This window comes from Xanthomonas axonopodis pv. maculifoliigardeniae (genome assembly GCF_041519315.1).
In the GTDB taxonomy this organism is placed as follows: domain Bacteria; phylum Pseudomonadota; class Gammaproteobacteria; order Xanthomonadales; family Xanthomonadaceae; genus Xanthomonas; species Xanthomonas euvesicatoria.
This window is the reverse complement of record NZ_CP167998.1, coordinates 4,142,545-4,158,793: the sequence shown is the minus strand read 5'-3', so window position 1 is coordinate 4,158,793 and position 16,249 is coordinate 4,142,545. Positions and strand designations below refer to the sequence as shown.

Annotated in this window: 17 protein-coding genes; 6 read left to right on the top strand and 11 right to left on the bottom strand. The window is 64.4% G+C overall.

Features of this window, described 5'->3' with window-relative positions:
- Positions 1–322: 322 nt before the first annotated feature.
- On the top strand, positions 323–535 hold the full coding sequence (locus tag ACDH77_RS17685; RefSeq protein WP_008577678.1) for a hypothetical protein: 213 nt from the start codon (positions 323–325) through the stop codon (positions 533–535).
- A 216-nt stretch (positions 536–751) separates the two neighbouring features.
- Here ACDH77_RS17685 and ACDH77_RS17680 read toward each other — a convergent pair whose 3' ends face one another.
- Together ACDH77_RS17680 and ACDH77_RS17675 are read right to left on the bottom strand one after the other, a co-directional pair.
- On the bottom strand, positions 752–949 hold the full coding sequence (locus ACDH77_RS17680) for a hypothetical protein (RefSeq protein WP_029820395.1): 198 nt from the start codon (positions 947–949) through the stop codon (positions 752–754).
- A 33-nt stretch (positions 950–982) separates the two neighbouring features.
- Positions 983–1,405: a YkgJ family cysteine cluster protein gene (locus ACDH77_RS17675; RefSeq protein WP_031425011.1), complete on the bottom strand. Its 423-nt coding sequence runs from the start codon at positions 1,403–1,405 to the stop codon at positions 983–985.
- 288 nt (positions 1,406–1,693) lie between these two features.
- Here ACDH77_RS17675 and ACDH77_RS17670 point away from each other — a divergent pair, with 288 nt between their 5' ends.
- Positions 1,694–1,876, top strand: coding sequence for a hypothetical protein (locus ACDH77_RS17670; RefSeq protein WP_008577683.1), 183 nt, complete (start codon positions 1,694–1,696; stop codon positions 1,874–1,876).
- 85 nt (positions 1,877–1,961) lie between these two features.
- On the opposite strand, the gene ACDH77_RS17665 is transcribed toward ACDH77_RS17670, so the two are convergent.
- On the bottom strand, positions 1,962–3,125 hold the full coding sequence (locus ACDH77_RS17665) for a zinc-dependent alcohol dehydrogenase (RefSeq protein WP_008577685.1): 1,164 nt from the start codon (positions 3,123–3,125) through the stop codon (positions 1,962–1,964).
- Positions 3,126–3,393: 268 nt separating this feature from the next.
- On the opposite strand from ACDH77_RS17665, the gene ACDH77_RS17660 reads away from it, so the two are divergent.
- Together ACDH77_RS17660 and ACDH77_RS17655 are read left to right on the top strand one after the other, a co-directional pair.
- Positions 3,394–4,008, top strand: coding sequence for a DUF4142 domain-containing protein (locus tag ACDH77_RS17660; protein WP_065627864.1), 615 nt, complete (start codon positions 3,394–3,396; stop codon positions 4,006–4,008).
- Between the two features lie 102 nt (positions 4,009–4,110).
- A complete protein-coding gene (locus tag ACDH77_RS17655; protein WP_011348727.1) occupies positions 4,111–4,293 on the top strand; it encodes a DUF3606 domain-containing protein in 183 nt (60 codons plus the stop codon).
- A gap of 192 nt (positions 4,294–4,485) precedes the next feature.
- Here ACDH77_RS17655 and ACDH77_RS17650 read toward each other — a convergent pair whose 3' ends face one another.
- The 6 genes from ACDH77_RS17650 to ACDH77_RS17625 form a co-directional block, all read right to left on the bottom strand.
- Positions 4,486–6,261 (bottom strand): ABC transporter ATP-binding protein, encoded by a 1,776-nt coding sequence (locus ACDH77_RS17650; protein WP_033479363.1) that lies wholly within the window; start codon positions 6,259–6,261, stop codon positions 4,486–4,488.
- On the bottom strand, positions 6,258–7,409 hold the full coding sequence (locus ACDH77_RS17645) for a beta-glucosidase (RefSeq protein WP_008577693.1): 1,152 nt from the start codon (positions 7,407–7,409) through the stop codon (positions 6,258–6,260). The genes ACDH77_RS17650 and ACDH77_RS17645 overlap by 4 nt, the downstream gene beginning before the upstream one ends.
- Before the next feature lie 89 nt (positions 7,410–7,498).
- The gene (gene glf / locus ACDH77_RS17640; protein WP_008577697.1) at positions 7,499–8,683 is read right to left on the bottom strand and encodes a UDP-galactopyranose mutase; all 1,185 of its coding nucleotides are present in this window, start codon (positions 8,681–8,683) and stop codon (positions 7,499–7,501) included.
- On the bottom strand, positions 8,680–9,864 hold the full coding sequence (locus tag ACDH77_RS17635; protein WP_011348724.1) for a glycosyltransferase family 1 protein: 1,185 nt from the start codon (positions 9,862–9,864) through the stop codon (positions 8,680–8,682). The genes glf and ACDH77_RS17635 overlap by 4 nt, the downstream gene beginning before the upstream one ends.
- A 37-nt stretch (positions 9,865–9,901) precedes the next feature.
- A complete protein-coding gene (gene galE / locus ACDH77_RS17630) occupies positions 9,902–11,071 on the bottom strand; it encodes a UDP-glucose 4-epimerase GalE (RefSeq protein ID WP_083347940.1) in 1,170 nt (389 codons plus the stop codon).
- Positions 11,072–11,500: 429 nt separating this feature from the next.
- Positions 11,501–12,367, bottom strand: coding sequence for an SDR family oxidoreductase (locus ACDH77_RS17625; protein ID WP_008577702.1), 867 nt, complete (start codon positions 12,365–12,367; stop codon positions 11,501–11,503).
- Positions 12,368–12,585: 218 nt separating this feature from the next.
- On the opposite strand from ACDH77_RS17625, the gene ACDH77_RS17620 reads away from it, so the two are divergent.
- Positions 12,586–13,227 (top strand): DUF6766 family protein, encoded by a 642-nt coding sequence (locus tag ACDH77_RS17620; RefSeq protein WP_031425009.1) that lies wholly within the window; start codon positions 12,586–12,588, stop codon positions 13,225–13,227.
- 147 nt (positions 13,228–13,374) lie between these two features.
- Positions 13,375–13,584 (top strand): hypothetical protein, encoded by a 210-nt coding sequence (locus tag ACDH77_RS17615; protein WP_031425008.1) that lies wholly within the window; start codon positions 13,375–13,377, stop codon positions 13,582–13,584.
- Between the two features lie 112 nt (positions 13,585–13,696).
- Here ACDH77_RS17615 and cydB read toward each other — a convergent pair whose 3' ends face one another.
- Positions 13,697–14,719 carry a cytochrome d ubiquinol oxidase subunit II gene (cydB, locus tag ACDH77_RS17610; protein ID WP_031425007.1) on the bottom strand — a complete coding sequence of 341 codons (1,023 nt, stop codon included), beginning with the start codon at positions 14,717–14,719 and terminating at the stop codon, positions 13,697–13,699.
- Entirely contained in the window at positions 14,710–16,119 is a 1,410-nt protein-coding gene (locus ACDH77_RS17605; RefSeq protein WP_031425006.1) for a cytochrome ubiquinol oxidase subunit I, read from the bottom strand. Before ACDH77_RS17605 ends, cydB begins: the two co-directional genes overlap by 10 nt.
- Positions 16,120–16,249: the final 130 nt, after the last annotated feature.

Below are 16,249 nucleotides of genomic sequence, written 5' to 3'. Positions count from 1 at the left end.
CGGGCATTTTACACGGGAACGCATGCCGGTCGGCGCGTCAGGCGGCAGCAGCGAGCACGCTGCCGGAAGCTTGCGTGCTGGCATTCAGCCGGTCCGAGGCGGGCGGCAGGCCCGGGTATGGCGGACGGCCTGACCTGCGGCGCTGCCAGCCACCGGCGCACTCAGGAGGCAGCAAGCAGCCCCAACCAGACGCCCGACATGCAGTATCCGCCAGGCTTTCTAACCAATTCAGGTCCAGGCCTCCGGCCATCCGGCTGACTCGATTTTGTAAGGTGAACGGGTATAAGCTGCGGGCCGGGGAATACCCCATCGAGGTAACACAATGGACCGCTCCGACATGCAAGTGTCCGATCTGCTGGTCTTGGAGCTGCAAGGGTTCCACGATGCCTATGGCAATGGGCCCGACTTCTGGGACGCCTACCAGCGCATCATGGGCATCGCGGCGCAGGCCGGCGGCAACATGGTCGCCTTGGCCAACGAAATGGCCTCACTGGCACAAGGGCTTGGCGCGACCAAGCGCGCGCAACTGCTGTAACTGCCCATGTCCGTGCGGGCGGCGACGCCTGCGCGCGGTGCCTGATCTGTTGAGCACTGAGTCCGCGTGCGCTGACTGCCCAAGCAGCTTCTGCAGTGCGGCCCAGAGTTGCAGCTGCCCTGATCGCGTGGTTGAAGCTGATGGCCGACTACGTCGCATCGCGTCGGTAATGGCGGACGGATGCGCGTAGGCGCCCGCGAGGCATCCGTTGCTGTCTTACTCGGCCTCGGCTGCGACGGCCGGTGTGACTGCGGCGGCTGGCGCAGCCTCTGGCGTGCCGCGCTTTTTTTCGCGACGTAGCGGTGTATCGCCCAGGCGCTCGATTGCGCCGCCCGATTGCTGAAATGCCTGCAGATCGGCGGCCAACCGCTGTTCGGACAACCGCGGCTTGCCCGGCTGGTTACTGACGGTCATCGACTGGCGGCGGGAATGATGCATCGCAAATCCTCATGCGTTGTACAGCGTCAAGGGAATGCCCCGGCGGCGTTGATCGTCGTAGGTGGCACGTACGTCGCGGCAATACGGGCCGGACATGACGAAACGCCGGCAGATCGCCGGTCGCGTCTCGTAAATCGAGCAACACATGCGCGCAGCGTCGATGGCCACGCACCAGCCTTCCTCGTCGCGCGCCATCACATGCCAGCCTTGCGGCGTCACGCTGGTGAGATGGTGTGGGATACGGTCGGATGGATCGACCATGACGGTGAGCCGGCAGCAGACGGCGTCGCAGCGTTCGCAGAGATTGTCGATGGAAAGGGCCAGATGAAATGAGGGCGATACCGGATTCCGGCCGCCCATGCACCATACACCCTGGACGCGTGCGGATGTGAACCCAAGGCGCGTCGTCGCATGGCGGCCGTGCAGGTGCAACTGCGTGGGTGCCGGATGCCGCGTTCGGCGACACTGCTGGTCGCCACAGCGCTGCCTGACTTCATCTGCGCAAGCACAGGTCGCGCCCGGGCGCCGCGCGTGATCGAGAGGGACCATGGTTGCGCCGCATGGGAAGGAATGCGAGACCGCACCTAATGCACTGCATGGCCCGGCATGCACAGTGCAGCACATCCGTTGCCTTTGTCGTTGATGTGCGAAGACGCTTTTCACCTGTGCCAACGCAGCGCACCGTAGCGTAGTGGCTCGCATCACGTCGTAGGAAAACACATGAGCACATCCAACCAGATTTCCTCTGCAAACGACCACGCCGAACAGCGCGATCAAGCGCCGCACGACCAAACGCAGCACGACAAGAAAAAGCAGGACGCGCTGCAGGACGAAGCGGTGGAAGAGACCTTCCCGGCCAGCGACCCGGTGTCCCCGTTCGTGCCGGCCAAGCCGCTGGACTGAGCCTGTTGCCAACAATCAACAGCTATACAACATGCAGACGGCGCGGTCGAAGATCGCGCCGTCTGCATAGATCCCACTCACGCTTTTACGGCGTGAGCACCACCTTGCGGCAATCGTCCTGCTTCTTGTCGAAGAGTTCGTAGCCACGCGCCGCGTCAGCCAGCGGCATGCGATGCGAAATGATCGAGCTTGGCTTGAGCTGACCATTGCCGATGCATTCCAGCAGATGCGGCATATGCTTTTGCACATGCGTCTGGCCCATCTTGAAGGTCAGGCCCTTGTCGAATGCATCGCCAAACATGAAAGCGTGGATGAAGCCGGCATACACGCCGGGCACGCTCACCACACCGCAACGACGGGTTGCGGCGATGCACTGGCGGATCGCCACGCCGCTGCTGCCTTCCAGTTTCAGGTTGGTCAGTGCGGTTTCGATGGCGCTGCCTTCGGCCTCGAAGCCGACCGCCTCGATGCTGGCATCGACCCCCCGGCCATCGGTCTGCGAGACGATCACATCGGCCGGGTCGTCGACCTCGTCGAAATTGATCGGAATCACGCCATAGGTCCTGGACGCAAAATCGAGCCGGTATGCGTGCCGGTCGACCATGAAAATGCGCTCTGCGCCCAGCATGCGGCAGCACGCCGCGGCCATCAGGCCGACCGGGCCGGCGCCGAAGATGGCAACGGTCGAGCCTTGTTTGACGCCTGCATCGACGACGGCTTGATACCCGGTCGGCAGGATGTCGGACAGGAACAGCACCTGCTCATCGTGCAAGGCATCGGGCACCACCAGCGGGCCGACATTGGCCTTGGGCACGCGCACGTATTCGGCCTGGCCGCCGGACAATCCGCCATACAAATGGCTGAAGCCGAACAGCGCGGCGGGCGGGCGCATGTCCTTGTGATTGAGCGCCGCGCCCTTGCCGGTATTGGTGGTTTCGCACGCGGAAAATTCCTGCAGCACGCAGTGGAAACACCGCCCGCAGGCGACCACGAACGGAATCACGACCCGGTCGCCCGGCTTGACCGCCGTGACATCCGGGCCCACCTCTTCCACGATGCCCATGAATTCGTGGCCGAGAATGTCGCCGGGGCGTAGGTCGGGAATCTTGCCGCGATACAGATGCAGGTCAGAGCCGCAAATGGCGGTGGCAGTGACGCGCAGGATCAGGTCGTCGCGTTCGACCAAGAGTGGATCGGGCACGGTTTCCACTCGCACATCGCGTGAACCGTGGTAGTTGAGGGCAAGCATGTCTGTCTCCTGTGGGCATTTAGACGCGGCGGCGCACTGCAGTGTTCGTGCAGCGGTGTTAAACCTGTCAGCACACTGCGTGGGCGCGGTGTGGACGCGCCCGATCGCCGACGCGGCGTTGATGCGCAGGTCACGTCTGGATAACCCCCGCGCTCGCAGGCTCATATGACGCGCTGGGACGCAGGCATGCCGCCTTCGCCGTCCCTGCGAACCCAACAATCAACGACCGCCAGACGCGATGAAAGATCGCGCTCAACAGGAGACAGCGATGGGACTTTTCAAGATGGTGACCGCCGGCGCGGTGGGCTATGTGGCGTACAAGGCCTGGCAGCGTCGGCAGGGGCAGACGAGCGATCCGCAGGATCTACAGAGCAACGTAGCCACGGTGGTCGGTAGCACGCCGCCTCACGGCGACCCGTTGCGCGATAGCGTGGGCGATGCCCGCGACCGCAAGCAGGCGCTTGGCGCGCTGGCAGTGTTCAACGAGAACGAACGCACGCTTGCGCAACTGGCGGTGGTCAAGGGTGTGGAAGGCGAGGTGCTGGCATTTGCACGCAAGATGGACGAAGCCCACAGCGCTGCGTTGACGGACCTCAGCCGGTTTGCGCCGGATCGCAATGGCACGTTAGGGCAGGCCGCCACCGCGGGCGCCGAGGGCGTGCGCAAGCGCCTGCAGGACCTGCACGGGCAACAGTTCGAGTCGCAGTATCTGCAAGCCAGTGTGGACAGCCACGAACAGGCGTTGGCACTGCTGGACACACAGCTCAGCAGCGAGCCGGGCTCCAGCGACCTCGGTAAGGAGTTGCAGCGCGCACGCGACACCATCGCCGAGCATCTGGAACACGCCAAGGCGCTGCGCGCCAAGCAGGGCCAGCCCCACTGACCACAGCTCGCCAGACAACGCGTCGATGCGGCAGCGCTGGCAAACCGTGCGAAGCGCCGGCGTCGCAGCCGGCTCACCAGATGTCCTACATGGGAGATCGCCATGGGCGAACCACGGGATGCAAATCGTCAACCTACCGACATGCACAATGTAAGCATCAACGAGGAATGGGAGTTGCAGTACTGGGCGCGCGAACTGGGGATGTCCGAAGACGACCTCAAACGCGCAGTGCAGGAGGTCGGCAACGTGACGACCAGGCTGCGCGACTATCGGCCACCGCATTGAGGCGTTGTGCAGGAAGTGGAACAGGCAGCCAGACGCTGCCTGTTTTTTTGCGCGCCAGCGATTGCAAACGGGGTCTGCTGTCGCGGCGGAAAGCGCTTCCCATGCCATGCTCGTCGCACTGGGCCAGCCGCAGGCTGCGTCTGCCTCGCCGCGCATGACGCAAGGCAAGCAGCGCTTCTGGGCGCAGCCGCCTCACGGTGCCTCCGGTGCCGTCTCGAATCCGGCAGCCTGGCGCTGCCATAAACTGTCGAACACGCCACCGCGGCCGCGCAGTTCCGCAGGGCTGCCATCTTCGACCACACGGCCGTCCTGCAGCACCACGATGCGATCGAAGCCAATCACCGTGGACAGGCGATGGGCGACCGCCAACACGGTGCGGTCGCGCATCAGGTGATCCAGTGCGGCCTGGATCTCCGCTTCCGATTCGGTGTCCAGTGCCGAGGTGGCCTCGTCCAGAATCAGGATCGGCGCATCCTTGAGAAAGGCGCGGGCAATCCCCAGCCGTTGCCGCTGTCCGCCCGATAACATCACCCCGCGCTCGCCCACCTGTGTGTCGTAGCCCTCGGGCAATTGCCGGATGAAGCCATCGCAGAATGCATGCCGCGCCGCGTCGTGCACCTCGGCATCGCTGGCATCGGGACGTCCGTAGCGGATGTTGTCGGCGATGCTGCGATTGAACAACGCAGTTTCCTGCGGCACCACTGCAATCTTTTCGCGCAGGCTGTCCTGGCTGACCCCGCGGATGTCCTGCCCGTCGATCAGCACGCGTCCGGATTCCACATCGTCCAGGCGCTGGATCAGGGCAATCAAGGTGGATTTGCCGGCACCGGAGGGCCCCACGATGCCCACTTTCTGGCCGGCCGGAATATGCAGGTTCAATCCTTCCAGCACCGCGGCGCGCTCGGGATAGGCAAAACGCACCTGTTCGAAACGCACATCGCCTTCGGCCGAGGCCAGCGGCACGTCCGCATCGACGATGGCGTGCGGTTGCAGAATGATCTGCAAGGTGTCGGCAATGGCGCCCAGTTGCTGGGTGGTGTCCACCAAGGTCAGCGCCAGATCGCGCGAGCCATGCAGGATGCGGAAGGTCAGCGCACTGACCAACACCACATCGCCTGCACTCACCGCTCCGGAGCGCCACATGCCGATGGCCCAGATCAGCATGCCGCCGGCCATCAGCGACAGGCAGATGTCGTGAATCACCCGCGCCTTTTCCACGTACATCCAGCTGCGCCGATGCGCCACGGCCTCGTGACCGATCTGTTCGGCCAGCCGCGCGCTTTCGCGATCGCGCGCGGCAAACGCCTTGATCGTCCACACGTTGGAAACCGCATCCACCAGCTCGCCACCCACCCGGGCGGCCTGCGCGGCAAAGCGCTGATGCTTGGCGCGGCCGCGAATGCCGAAGCTGGTGATGATGGCCGCCACGATCGCAATGAAGCCGACCAGCGTGGCGGCCATGCGCCAATCCACCGTCAACAGCAGCACGATGGCGCCGACGAAATCCACGATGGGCGGCACGATCTTCCACGCCAGTCCACCGAAGATCTGCCCGGCGGCGCTGCCGAGCGCGGTGATGCGGTTGCCCAGCGCACCGGCAAAATGCTCGGTGAAGTAGCGCATCGGGTGGCCGGTGAGATGGCGGAACAAATCCACGCGGATGTCCACCACGCTGGCCACCACGGTGCGGCAGCCCAGCCAGCCGCCCAGGCGCCACAGCAGGTTTTCCACCGCGATCAGGCTGATGAACAGGCCCAGCGGCAGCCACACGTTTGCCTGGCTGCGTTGATCGGTGGCCATCGCGTCCACCAGCATTTTCATGCCGTATTGCACCGACACCGCGCAGCCGGCCGCGCCCACGATCAGGAGCAGCAAGCCACTGAAATGCCACGGCCGTCGGCCCACGTAGTGCCAGAGAAAACGCGCCGGCGTGTCCGGCAGCAAGGTGGAGTGGGCGGACGTACTCACGGGGCGATATCGGCCAGCGCGAACTGCGGTGCGCGCAGACCGAAACGCGCGTGCTCGCGGCGCAGTTGGTCGGCTAGGCCTTGGTGCAGCGGTCGTTCGCCGTGCTCGTCCGCATAGCCGAGCACGCCGGTGGGGCAATGCCGGTCGTTGTCCCAACCGGGGTAGTCCAGCACCGGATACAGACAGACACCTTCCATCGCCACGCCGTGCTGCAGGGCCAGCGCAACCTCGCTGCCGACATGATCGAGCCAGGGGGCGCGTTGATCGGCTTCGGCACCGGTTTCGGAGACGATCATCGGGCGGCGATAGCGCTGCCAGAACTCCAGCATGATGGTCGAGAACGGGCGGTGGTCGGGCGAGTTGCGCAGGATCGGCACGCCGCCCAGATACCACTGATTGTCCGAGTAGTAGTTGAGGCCGATGATGTCCAGATACTCCGGCGCCCCGCCGAGTCCTGGCCACTGCTTGCCGCAGATCATGTCCCAGGCTTCGAACTGCGCCAGCCGCAGGCGTTCGGCTTCGCGGCGCGGGCCGGGCCGGTCGTTGGATGGCACCACATGGATCGCTGGGTCCACCTGCAGGAAGCGTGCGCGCGGATCCACCTGGCGTATTGCGTCGATCGCGGCGATGGTGGCGCGGACCAATTGATGCTTGAGCTCGAAACCACGCCCGCGCGCCATCGGATGCATGCGGGCGTGATCGCCGCCATTCCATGCCCAGAACGAGATCTCGTTGAGCGGCGCGTAGAACGGCACGGCGTCGGAGGCGTCCTTGATGCACTGTGCGGCGGCGGCAGCAAAGCGCGCGAAGCGGTCGACGAACTGCGGCGTCCAGATGTCCACATCGTCCGGCCAGCCGTAATGGCACACGTCCCAGATCACCTGCGTGCCCACGCTGTCGGCCGCGTGCAGCATCGGCAGGAAACTGGACCAGTCGTAATGCCCGGGGCGTGGTTCGATCAGATGCCAGCGCAGGCCATCGCGCGCGGTACGTAGGCCATGCGCCGCCAACGCCGCGTAGTCCTTGGCGGCCCAACGGTCATGCCCGGTGGCGGCAATCAGGTCGAGCCTGCGCCCGTCGCGGCGGCGGTGGGTCGAACACTCGAACCCCGCCATGAAAAAACTTTCGAACAGTGTGGGGGTATGCATCCAACATCCTGCTGCGCGCGCCGCTGGGTTGCAGCGCTGCGTCGATAACTGCCCTGCAGCCACGGTGCTGCAGGGCGGGGCGTGCGTTGTCAGACCGCCAGCTCGGCGCGCCGCGGCTCGGCGTCTTCGATGCGCTTGTACAAGGCCAACGCCTGGCCGACCACCTGATCCATGTTGTAGTACTTGTAGGTGCCCAGACGGCCAAGGAAGGTCACCTTGGGCGTCTCGGCGGCCAGGCGTTCGTAACGCCGATATAGCTCTGCGTTCTCCGCGCGTGGAATCGGATAATACGGGTCGCCCTCGGCAGAAGGATACTCGCGGGTGATGCTGGTGTTGGGATGTTGCTGGCCGGTGAGGTGCTTGTATTCGGTGATGCGCGTGTAGGCCACCGCTTCGTCCGGATAATTGACCGTGGCCACCGCCTGGAAGTGCTCCTGATCGAGCGTGCTGTGCTCGAACCTGAGCGAGCGGTACGGCAGCTTGCCGTAGCAATAGTCGAAGTATTCGTCCACCGGCCCGCTGTACACCAGCTGGTCGTACTCCAGCTCGTCGCAGATCTCGCGGTAGTCGGTATTGAGCATCACCTTGATGTTGGGGTGATCGAGCATGCGCTCGAACATGCGCGTATAGCCATGCAGCGGCATCTGCTGGAAGGTGTCGGTGAAGTAGCGGTCGTCGTCGTTGGTACGGGTGGGCACGCGCGAGGTCACCGACTTGTCCAGCTGCGACGGATCCAGCCCCCACTGCTTGCGCGTATAGCCGCGAAAGAAGGTTTCATAGAGCTCGCGGCCCACCTGATTGACCACCACATCTTCGCTGGTCCGGATATCGGCCACCGGCTCGGCGCGGCTGGCCAGGAACGCTGCGGCCTGTTCTTCGCTGCTGAGTTGCAGGCCGTACAGACGGTTCAACGTGGTCATGTTGATGGGGATCGGCACCTGCTGGTCTCCCACCTGCGCAAGCACGCGGTGCGCATACGGACGCCATTGGGTGAAATTGGACAGGTAATCCACGATGCGCTGCGCGTTGGTGTGGAAGATATGCGGACCATAACGATGGATCAGCACGCCGGCATCGTCATGGAAATCGTAGGCGTTGCCGCCGATATGCGGGCGACGGTCGACCACCAGCACACGCTTGCCGAGGCCGGCGGCCAGCCGTTCGGCCAACACGCTGCCGGCAAATCCTGCGCCGACGATGAGGTAATCGAAACCACGCCGTGCATTGCCGCGCGTGCGACGGGCGGCGAGCGGCGCGGCGGCCGGCGGGGTCATTGCGTCCAAGAAAGCGTCTCCTTCATCAGGTCGTAGGTGTGGTCCCAGGACATGTCGCCCAGCACGGCATCGGCGCGGTCGAGCAACTGCGCGCGATCTGCACTGTCCTGCAGTGCGGCTTCGCACGCGGCGACGAACGCGTCGGCGGTCGCGGCAATGCGCACCACGCCGGTGTCGCCATAGGTGCGCACCACATCGTGGATTGGCGTGGACACCACTGGGCAGCCGCCAGCGAGGTATTCGGGTGTCTTGGTCGGGCTGATGAAGCGGGTGGAGGCATTCATCGCAAACGGCATCAACGCCACCTCCCAGCCGGAGAGATAACCAGGCAGTTCGTCGTAGGTCTTGCCGCCCAGATAGTGGATGTTGGTGGCCTGCGGCAGCTCGGAGGGGTCGATCTTGACCACCGGGCCAATCATCACCAATTGCCAGTGCGGCCGCTGCGTCGCGATCGCGCGTAGCAGCTCGACGTCGAACCGCTCGTCGATGACACCGTAGAAACCCAGCCGCGGGTGCGCGATGCCGGCCTGGTCGTCAGGCTCCTGCTGCGGCGTGCGCGCGGCGGCGAAGTGCGCCACGTCCACGCTACTGGGGAACGCGTGCGCATTGGCGTGCAACGCGCGCTTGGCCTCCCAAATGCTGTAGCCGCCGGTGAAGACCACATCGGCGCGCTGCAGCAGTGCGCGCTCGCGTTGCACCAGCTCCGGGGGCGCGCCACGAAAGGCCGACAGCTCGTCCATGCAGTCGTAGATGACCATGCGCGCACGCAGATGCGCACTGAAGCTCTGGCTCATTGGCGTGTAGTACCACAGCAGCAGGTCGCGTACGCCAAGCTCGGCCAGGTAGCCGTCCAGCAGGCGACGTTGCACCTGCACGGCCTCCTCGCCCCCGCACCCGACGGGCAGGCGCGGCACCAAGACGTGCACGCCGTGCTCTTGGCCACGCACCTCCAGCCAGGGTTCGGCTGCATCGCAGGCGATGGGCTCCTCCCAGAACAGCACATTGGCATCGCGTGCAAAGCGCGACATCAGGTGCTGCGGGCGCTGATAGACAAAACTCCAGCGCAGATGCGACAGACACAACAGTGTGGGCCGCGCCGGATCGAACTGTGGCGTGCTGTCGGATGGAACCGCGCGGCGGGTCTTGCCGATCGCGTATTGGAACTGGCCAGCCCAACTCATGGAATACCCTCGTAGGAAAGAAACGGGTCGTTGCGTATTACGCGCCGGAGAAACCATCGGCGACCGCCAGCGTGCGTACCGGCTCGCTGCGACGGCGCGTGTCCGGACCGGGCGGTCGCCGGCGCGGTGATGTCGGCAGCTCGCGCGCACTTTCGCGTTCGGGCACGGCCGCCGCGGAGCGCGGGCGCGGCAGACGCGAACCGGCGTAGCCATCCGGGTGCATCGATTGCCAGCGCCAGGTATCGCGGCACATGCGGTCCAGGTCGTATTCCGCGGTCCAGCCCAGCAGCCGGTTGGCCAGCGCAGTGCTGGCGAAGTACACCGCCACATCGCCATCGCGACGTGGCGCAATGCTCAGCGGAATGCGCCTGCCACTGGCGCGCGCGAACGCGGCCGCCACCTCGCGCACGCTGTAGCCGCGCCCGGTGCCCAGATTGACCACCAGGCCCTTGCGTTCGCGCTGCAGGTAATCGATGGCATCCACATGCGCGCGCGCCAGATCCATCACATGCAGATAGTCGCGTACGCCGGTGCCGTCGTCGGTGGGGTAGTCGTCGCCAAAGACCTGCAATGCCGCGCGACGCCCCACTGCCACCTGCGCGATGTAGGGCATCAGGTTGTTCGGTACGCCTCGCGGATCTTCGCCCAGATACCCGCTGGGGTGCGCACCCACCGGGTTGAAGTAGCGCAGCAACGCCGCATTGAAATCCGGCCACGCGGCGCTGAGGTCGCCGATCATTTCTTCCATCATCAGCTTGGTGCGCCCGTAGGGGTTGATCGCCTTCAGCGGCGCGCTCTCGTCGATCGGGCTGCGGTTGGCGTCGCCATACACGGTGGCCGACGAACTGAACACCAGGTTGCACACCTTGGCAGTCCGCATCGCGCGTAGCAGCGCCAGCGTGCCGGTGACGTTGTTGTTGAAGTACAGCAGCGGCTCGCGCACCGATTCGCCAACGGCCTTGAGTGCGGCAAAATGCAGGACGGCGTCGATGCGCTCGCTGGTCAGTAGGTCGGCAAGCTCGGGCGCACGCACATCCATGCGATGAAACTCCGGGCGGAACCCCATCAGATGCTGCAGATGGTCGAGCACGCGCTCGGAGGAGTTGCTCAAATTATCGACAATGCACACGTCATGACCGCGCCGCGCCAGTTCCACGCAGGTGTGTGAGCCGATGTAGCCGGTGCCACCGGTGACCAGAATTCGCATTGTTGTCTGCCTTATGGGGGCGCTACTGCGCTGGCCTGCCAATGGCGCGGATGCATCAGCTCGCATGCGTCGACGCATGTGGGCGATGTCGTTGCGCCAGCAGTGGGTTCGCACCTGCGCCACGCGGGCGTGGCGGGCAGCACTGTTTGGAGAGGGGTGGTGCATCACGTTCCAACGCCACCTACGGTAGGAGGCCGACCGTGAGCGCAACCGCATGGGTGTGTGCGATGCGAGCGCAACGTTGACCGGAAACTCACCTTGGCTGTGCGTTTTTTGCGCGCTGTGGCAATGCGCCCGAACGACTGCACGGGCAAGCAGACGCGAGGAGGCATGCGCTGGTGAGCGCTGAGCGTTCACCTAAAAGATTGAGCCAATAAAAAGCCCGCGTCGCTCGATCAGCGACGCGGGCGTGGCAATAATGCGACGGCGTTACAGCGTGACTGCGCCGCCAGAGATGGTCAGCAAGGTGCCCGATGTGTAACTGGCCGTGTCGGCCGCCAGCATCACGTAAGCCGATGCCAGCTCGACCGGCTGACCTGGGCGCCCCATGGGCGTCTGCCCGCCGAAGTTTTCCACCGACTCTTCATCCATGCCGGAGGGAATGAAGGGTGTCCAGATCGGGCCCGGCAGGACCGCATTGACGCGGATGTTCTTCTCCGCCAGCACGCCGGCCAGGCCGATGGTGAGGTTGGCCAGCGCACCCTTGGTCGCGGCGTAGGGCAGGATGTTGGGCGTGGGTTTCTTCGATTGCACCGAGGCGGTATTGATGATGGAGCCGCCATCGGTCATCAACGGTACCGACAGGCGTACCAGATTGAAGGCCGCATGCACGTTGGTGTCGAAGGTCTTGCGCCATTCGTCCAGGGTGATGTCTTCGAAGGTCTCGAAGTACTTCTGGTAACCGGCGTTGTTGACCAGGATATCCAGGCCGCCCAGCGTGCTGTTGACCTTGTCGATCAGGGCCGCTGCCTGGCCGGGGTCGCTGATGTCGCATCCCACCAGCAGCGCCTTAACGCCGGCTTTTTCGATCAGCGCGCCAATGCGCGCTGCATCTTCCTGCTCGTCGGGAAGGAAGGCGATGGCCACGTCTGCGCCTTCGCGTGCATAGGCGATGGCAACCGCAGCGCCTATGCCGCTGTCGCCACCGGTAATCAATGCGCGCTTGCCCTTCAACTGGCCGTGGCCAACGTAGCTGTCTTCGCCATGGTCCGGGCGCGGGTCCATCTTCTCGGTGCGTCCGGGAAAGCTCTGCTGCTGTGGCTTGAAGGGGGGGCGTGGATAGTTGGGTACGGGCATCGTGGTCTCCTGGCAGTGGAAGTCGTTGGTTGCACGCCAGTGTGGTCGCGCAAACGTAAACGTCCGGGCTAAACGATGTGCGCGTGGTGTGTTGCGGGTTGCGCCCTGTGCGTGGCAGTCACCCATCGCGCGGCATGCGGAACAGCGCGGTTGCACGCAAACTTCATGCGGTTTTGCCCAGGACGCTCGATACTGCGCGCATCGTCAGGAGGTCATCCATGTTCTTGCGTCGTAACGGGCTGTCGTTGTGTCTGCTTGCGTTGACCATCTTCTTCATCGGTTGCCAGATCTATGCCGGGTTGCATGCATACAACGACGAATTGCGCGAGCAGGGGCAGCCGACGCTGCTGCTGTCTGCGTATCTGCACAGCCCGCATTTCATGTCGGCACTGTTCGAAAACTGGGAGAGCGAGTTCCTGCAGATGGGCATGTACGTGTTGCTCACCGTGAAGTTGCGGCAGGTGGGCTCTGCCGAATCGCGCTCGCTCGATCCGGCTGAAGAAAGCGTTGAGATCAAGCCTGGCACCACGCCCTGGCCGGTGCGTGCCGGCGGGATATGGCGACGGCTGTACGACCATTCGCTGGCCATCGCGTTCGGAGCGCTGTTCCTGATGAGCTTTGCGCTGCATCTGGTCGGCAGTTGGCGACTGGAGGTGGTGGAACGTGCGCAGAAGGGCTTGCCGCCCATCACGGTCTTGGAGCATTTCACCAGCGCAGCGTTCTGGTTCGAATCGATGCAGAACTGGCAGAGCGAGTTCCTGGCGGTGTTCTCGCTGGTGGTGTTGACTATCTGGTTGCGGCAGAAGGATTCGCCGCAGTCCAAGCCGGTCGAGGCGCCGCATTCGCAGACCGGCGGGTAACGCGGCTTGAGCCCTTTGCGAGGCGGCGAAGTGTACGCAGCCGGAGCCTGTGCTGTCTGGTGCGGGGAGTGCATTGCCACACGCACTTCACGCCACCACCGGGCTTCGTTCACCACCTCGCAATGCCTGCGCGCCTAGCGTTGGGTCATGACGACCACGCAGGAGATGAGCATGGGCAGCGAATCGAAAAAGCCATGGGGCCCGGAAGACGATCAGAAAAAGCCGTTTACGCCACAGGAGCGTCGCAACGAGGATGTCGCATGGAAGGTGCACGACATGCCCGACGAAGATCCCGAGGTCAACAAGGCCGACCCCGAACACGACTACGAGCGGCCGGACGGCTCGGAAAAACGCTGAAGCACACCGCCCGTATCGCCAAAGCGCCCGCAACGCGGGCGCTGTTGGGTTGTCTGAAGACATCTGCCGCAACGCCTCGCATGGTGCACACGCCTGCGTGCCGCACTCTCGCTCAGTGATGATGGTGATAGCCCACATCGGCGGTGATCTTGCCGCGGAACACGCGGTACGACCACACCGTATAGCCGAGCACCAGTGGCAGCAGTACCACCAGGCCCACCATCGGAAAGATTTGCGAAGAGGGTGGCGAGGCCGCCTGCCAGATCGTGTAGCTCGGTGGCACCAGATACGGCCACATGCCCAACACCAGGCCGATGAAGCCCAACACGAAGATCGCCAGCGTCAGCAGGAAGGGCCACGCATCGCTGCGCGAGCTGTCGCTGCTGCGCCAGAGCGCAAGCGCTACGGCTGCGGTCATCAGCGGAATCGGCGACAGCCACCAGAAATTGCCATGTTCGAACCAGCGCGCCATCACATGCGAGCTCAGGAACGGCAGCCACGCGCTGACCAGCACGACGAAGGTGACCACCACGCCCACCAGCGGCTTGGTCAATTGCCGCGCCAAGGTATGGGTGCGCCCATCGGTCTTGAGGATCAGCCAGGTGCTGCCGAGCAGCGCATAGCCGAACACCAGCGCAGCACCGGTGAGGATGGTGAACGGGCTGAACCAGCCGAACACGCCGCCGGTGTAGCGCCCGTTGTCCAATGGCATGCCTTCCACCAGCGCGCCGAGGATGATGCCTTGCGCGAAGGCGGTCAGAATCGAGCCGGCGATGAACGATAACGTCCACAATCGACGCGAGCGCTGCGCCTTGAAACGGAATTCGAACGCCACCCCACGAAACACCAGCGCCATCACCATCAACAGCACCGGCAGATATAGGCCGGACAGGATCACCGCATACGCCGTGGGAAACGCAGCGAACAGGCCGGCGCCGCCAAGCACCAGCCAGGTTTCGTTGCCGTCCCAGATGGGCGCGGCGGTGTTCATCATCAGGTCCACTTCCTGTTCGTCGCGCGCGAAGGGCGCCAGCATGCCCAGCCCGAGCACGAAGCCGTCCAGCACCACGTACATCAGCACGCCGAAACCGATCACGCCAAACCACACCACCGGCAACCAGTAGTTCAGTTCCATGGCGTGTTCTCCTGTTCCAGTGATGTATCTGCCGCGGACAGCGGGCGTGCCGGCGTGTGTTCGCCGCCGGCCACATCCGGCCCGTCGCGGCTGGGTTGCGGCCCGGCACGGACCAGCTTGATCAGATAAAAGATTCCGAAGCCGAATACGAACGCATAGCCCAGCAGATACACCAGCAGCGAGACCGCCACTGTCGCAGTCGATTGCGGGCCCACCGCATCGGCAGTACGCAACAGCCCGTACACCACCCACGGCTGGCGCCCGATCTCGGTGACGAACCAGCCAGCCACCAGCGCCATGAATCCAGCCGGCAGCATGAGGTTCCAGGCCAGGATCAGCGGCCTGGCATGCAGGCGTCCACGCCACCAGGCAATGGCCGAGATCCACGCCAGCAACAGCATCGCCATCCCCAGGCCCACCATGATGCGGAAGGCAAAGAACACCGGAGCCACCGGCGGGCGTTGATCGCGCGGCACCGACGTCAGCGGCGTAATGTCGCCGTCTGCACTGTGGGTCAGGATCAGGCTGCCCAGGCGCGGGATGGCCACCTCATAGTCGTTGCGCTCGGCCTGTGCGTTGGGCAGCGCAAACACCACCAACGGCACGCCGGCGCCATCGCTTTCGCTGTGCCAGTGCGCCTCCATCGCGGCGACCTTGAGCGGTTGATGCTCCAATGTGTTGAGCCCGTGCTGGTCGCCTACCAGGACCTGGATGGGCAACACGATGGCGGCAAATGCCACCGACAAGCGCAACATGCGGGCGCCGGCATCCACATGCAGCCCTTTGCGCAGGTAGTAAGCGCCGACGCCGCCAACCACAAAGCAGGTGGTGATGAACGAACCCAGCGCCATATGGACCAGGCGATACGGAAACGACGGGTTAAAGATGATCTGCAGCCAGCTGACCGGCTGCACGATGCCGTTGACCATCGCGTAGCCACGCGGGGTGTGCAGCCAGCTGTTGGACGACAAGATCCAGAACGTGGACACCAGCGTGCCGATCGCCACCATGCAGGTGGCGAAAAAGTGCAGGCGTTCGGAGACCCGGCCCCAGCCGAACAGCATTACCCCCAGGAAGCTGGCTTCCAGGAAGAAGGCAGTGAGCACTTCATAGCTCAGCAGCGGGCCGATCACGCTGCCGGCAATGCGGCTCAGCTCGGGCCAGTTGGCGCCGAACTGGAAGGCCATGACGATGCCGCTGACCACGCCCATGCCGAAAGACACCGCAAAGATCCGCAACCAGAAGAAGTACAGCCGCTTCCAGGCCTCGTCGTGCGTGCGCAGCCAACGCCATTCCAGAAACCCGAGCAGGTTCGCCAGGCCGATGGTGAAGGCCGGAAACAGCACATGGAACGAAATGACGAAGGCGAACTGGATACGGGACAGCAGCAGCGCTTCCACAGGTTTCTCCTATGCCTGGCGGTATGCGGCGGCGCCGACACCACGGCCGCGGCATGCGGCGCAGGCCGGGCAAGCGCAGCTGGCACCTGCAGCGTGCGCGAACAACGGGCACCTGGGCACGCATGCCGCC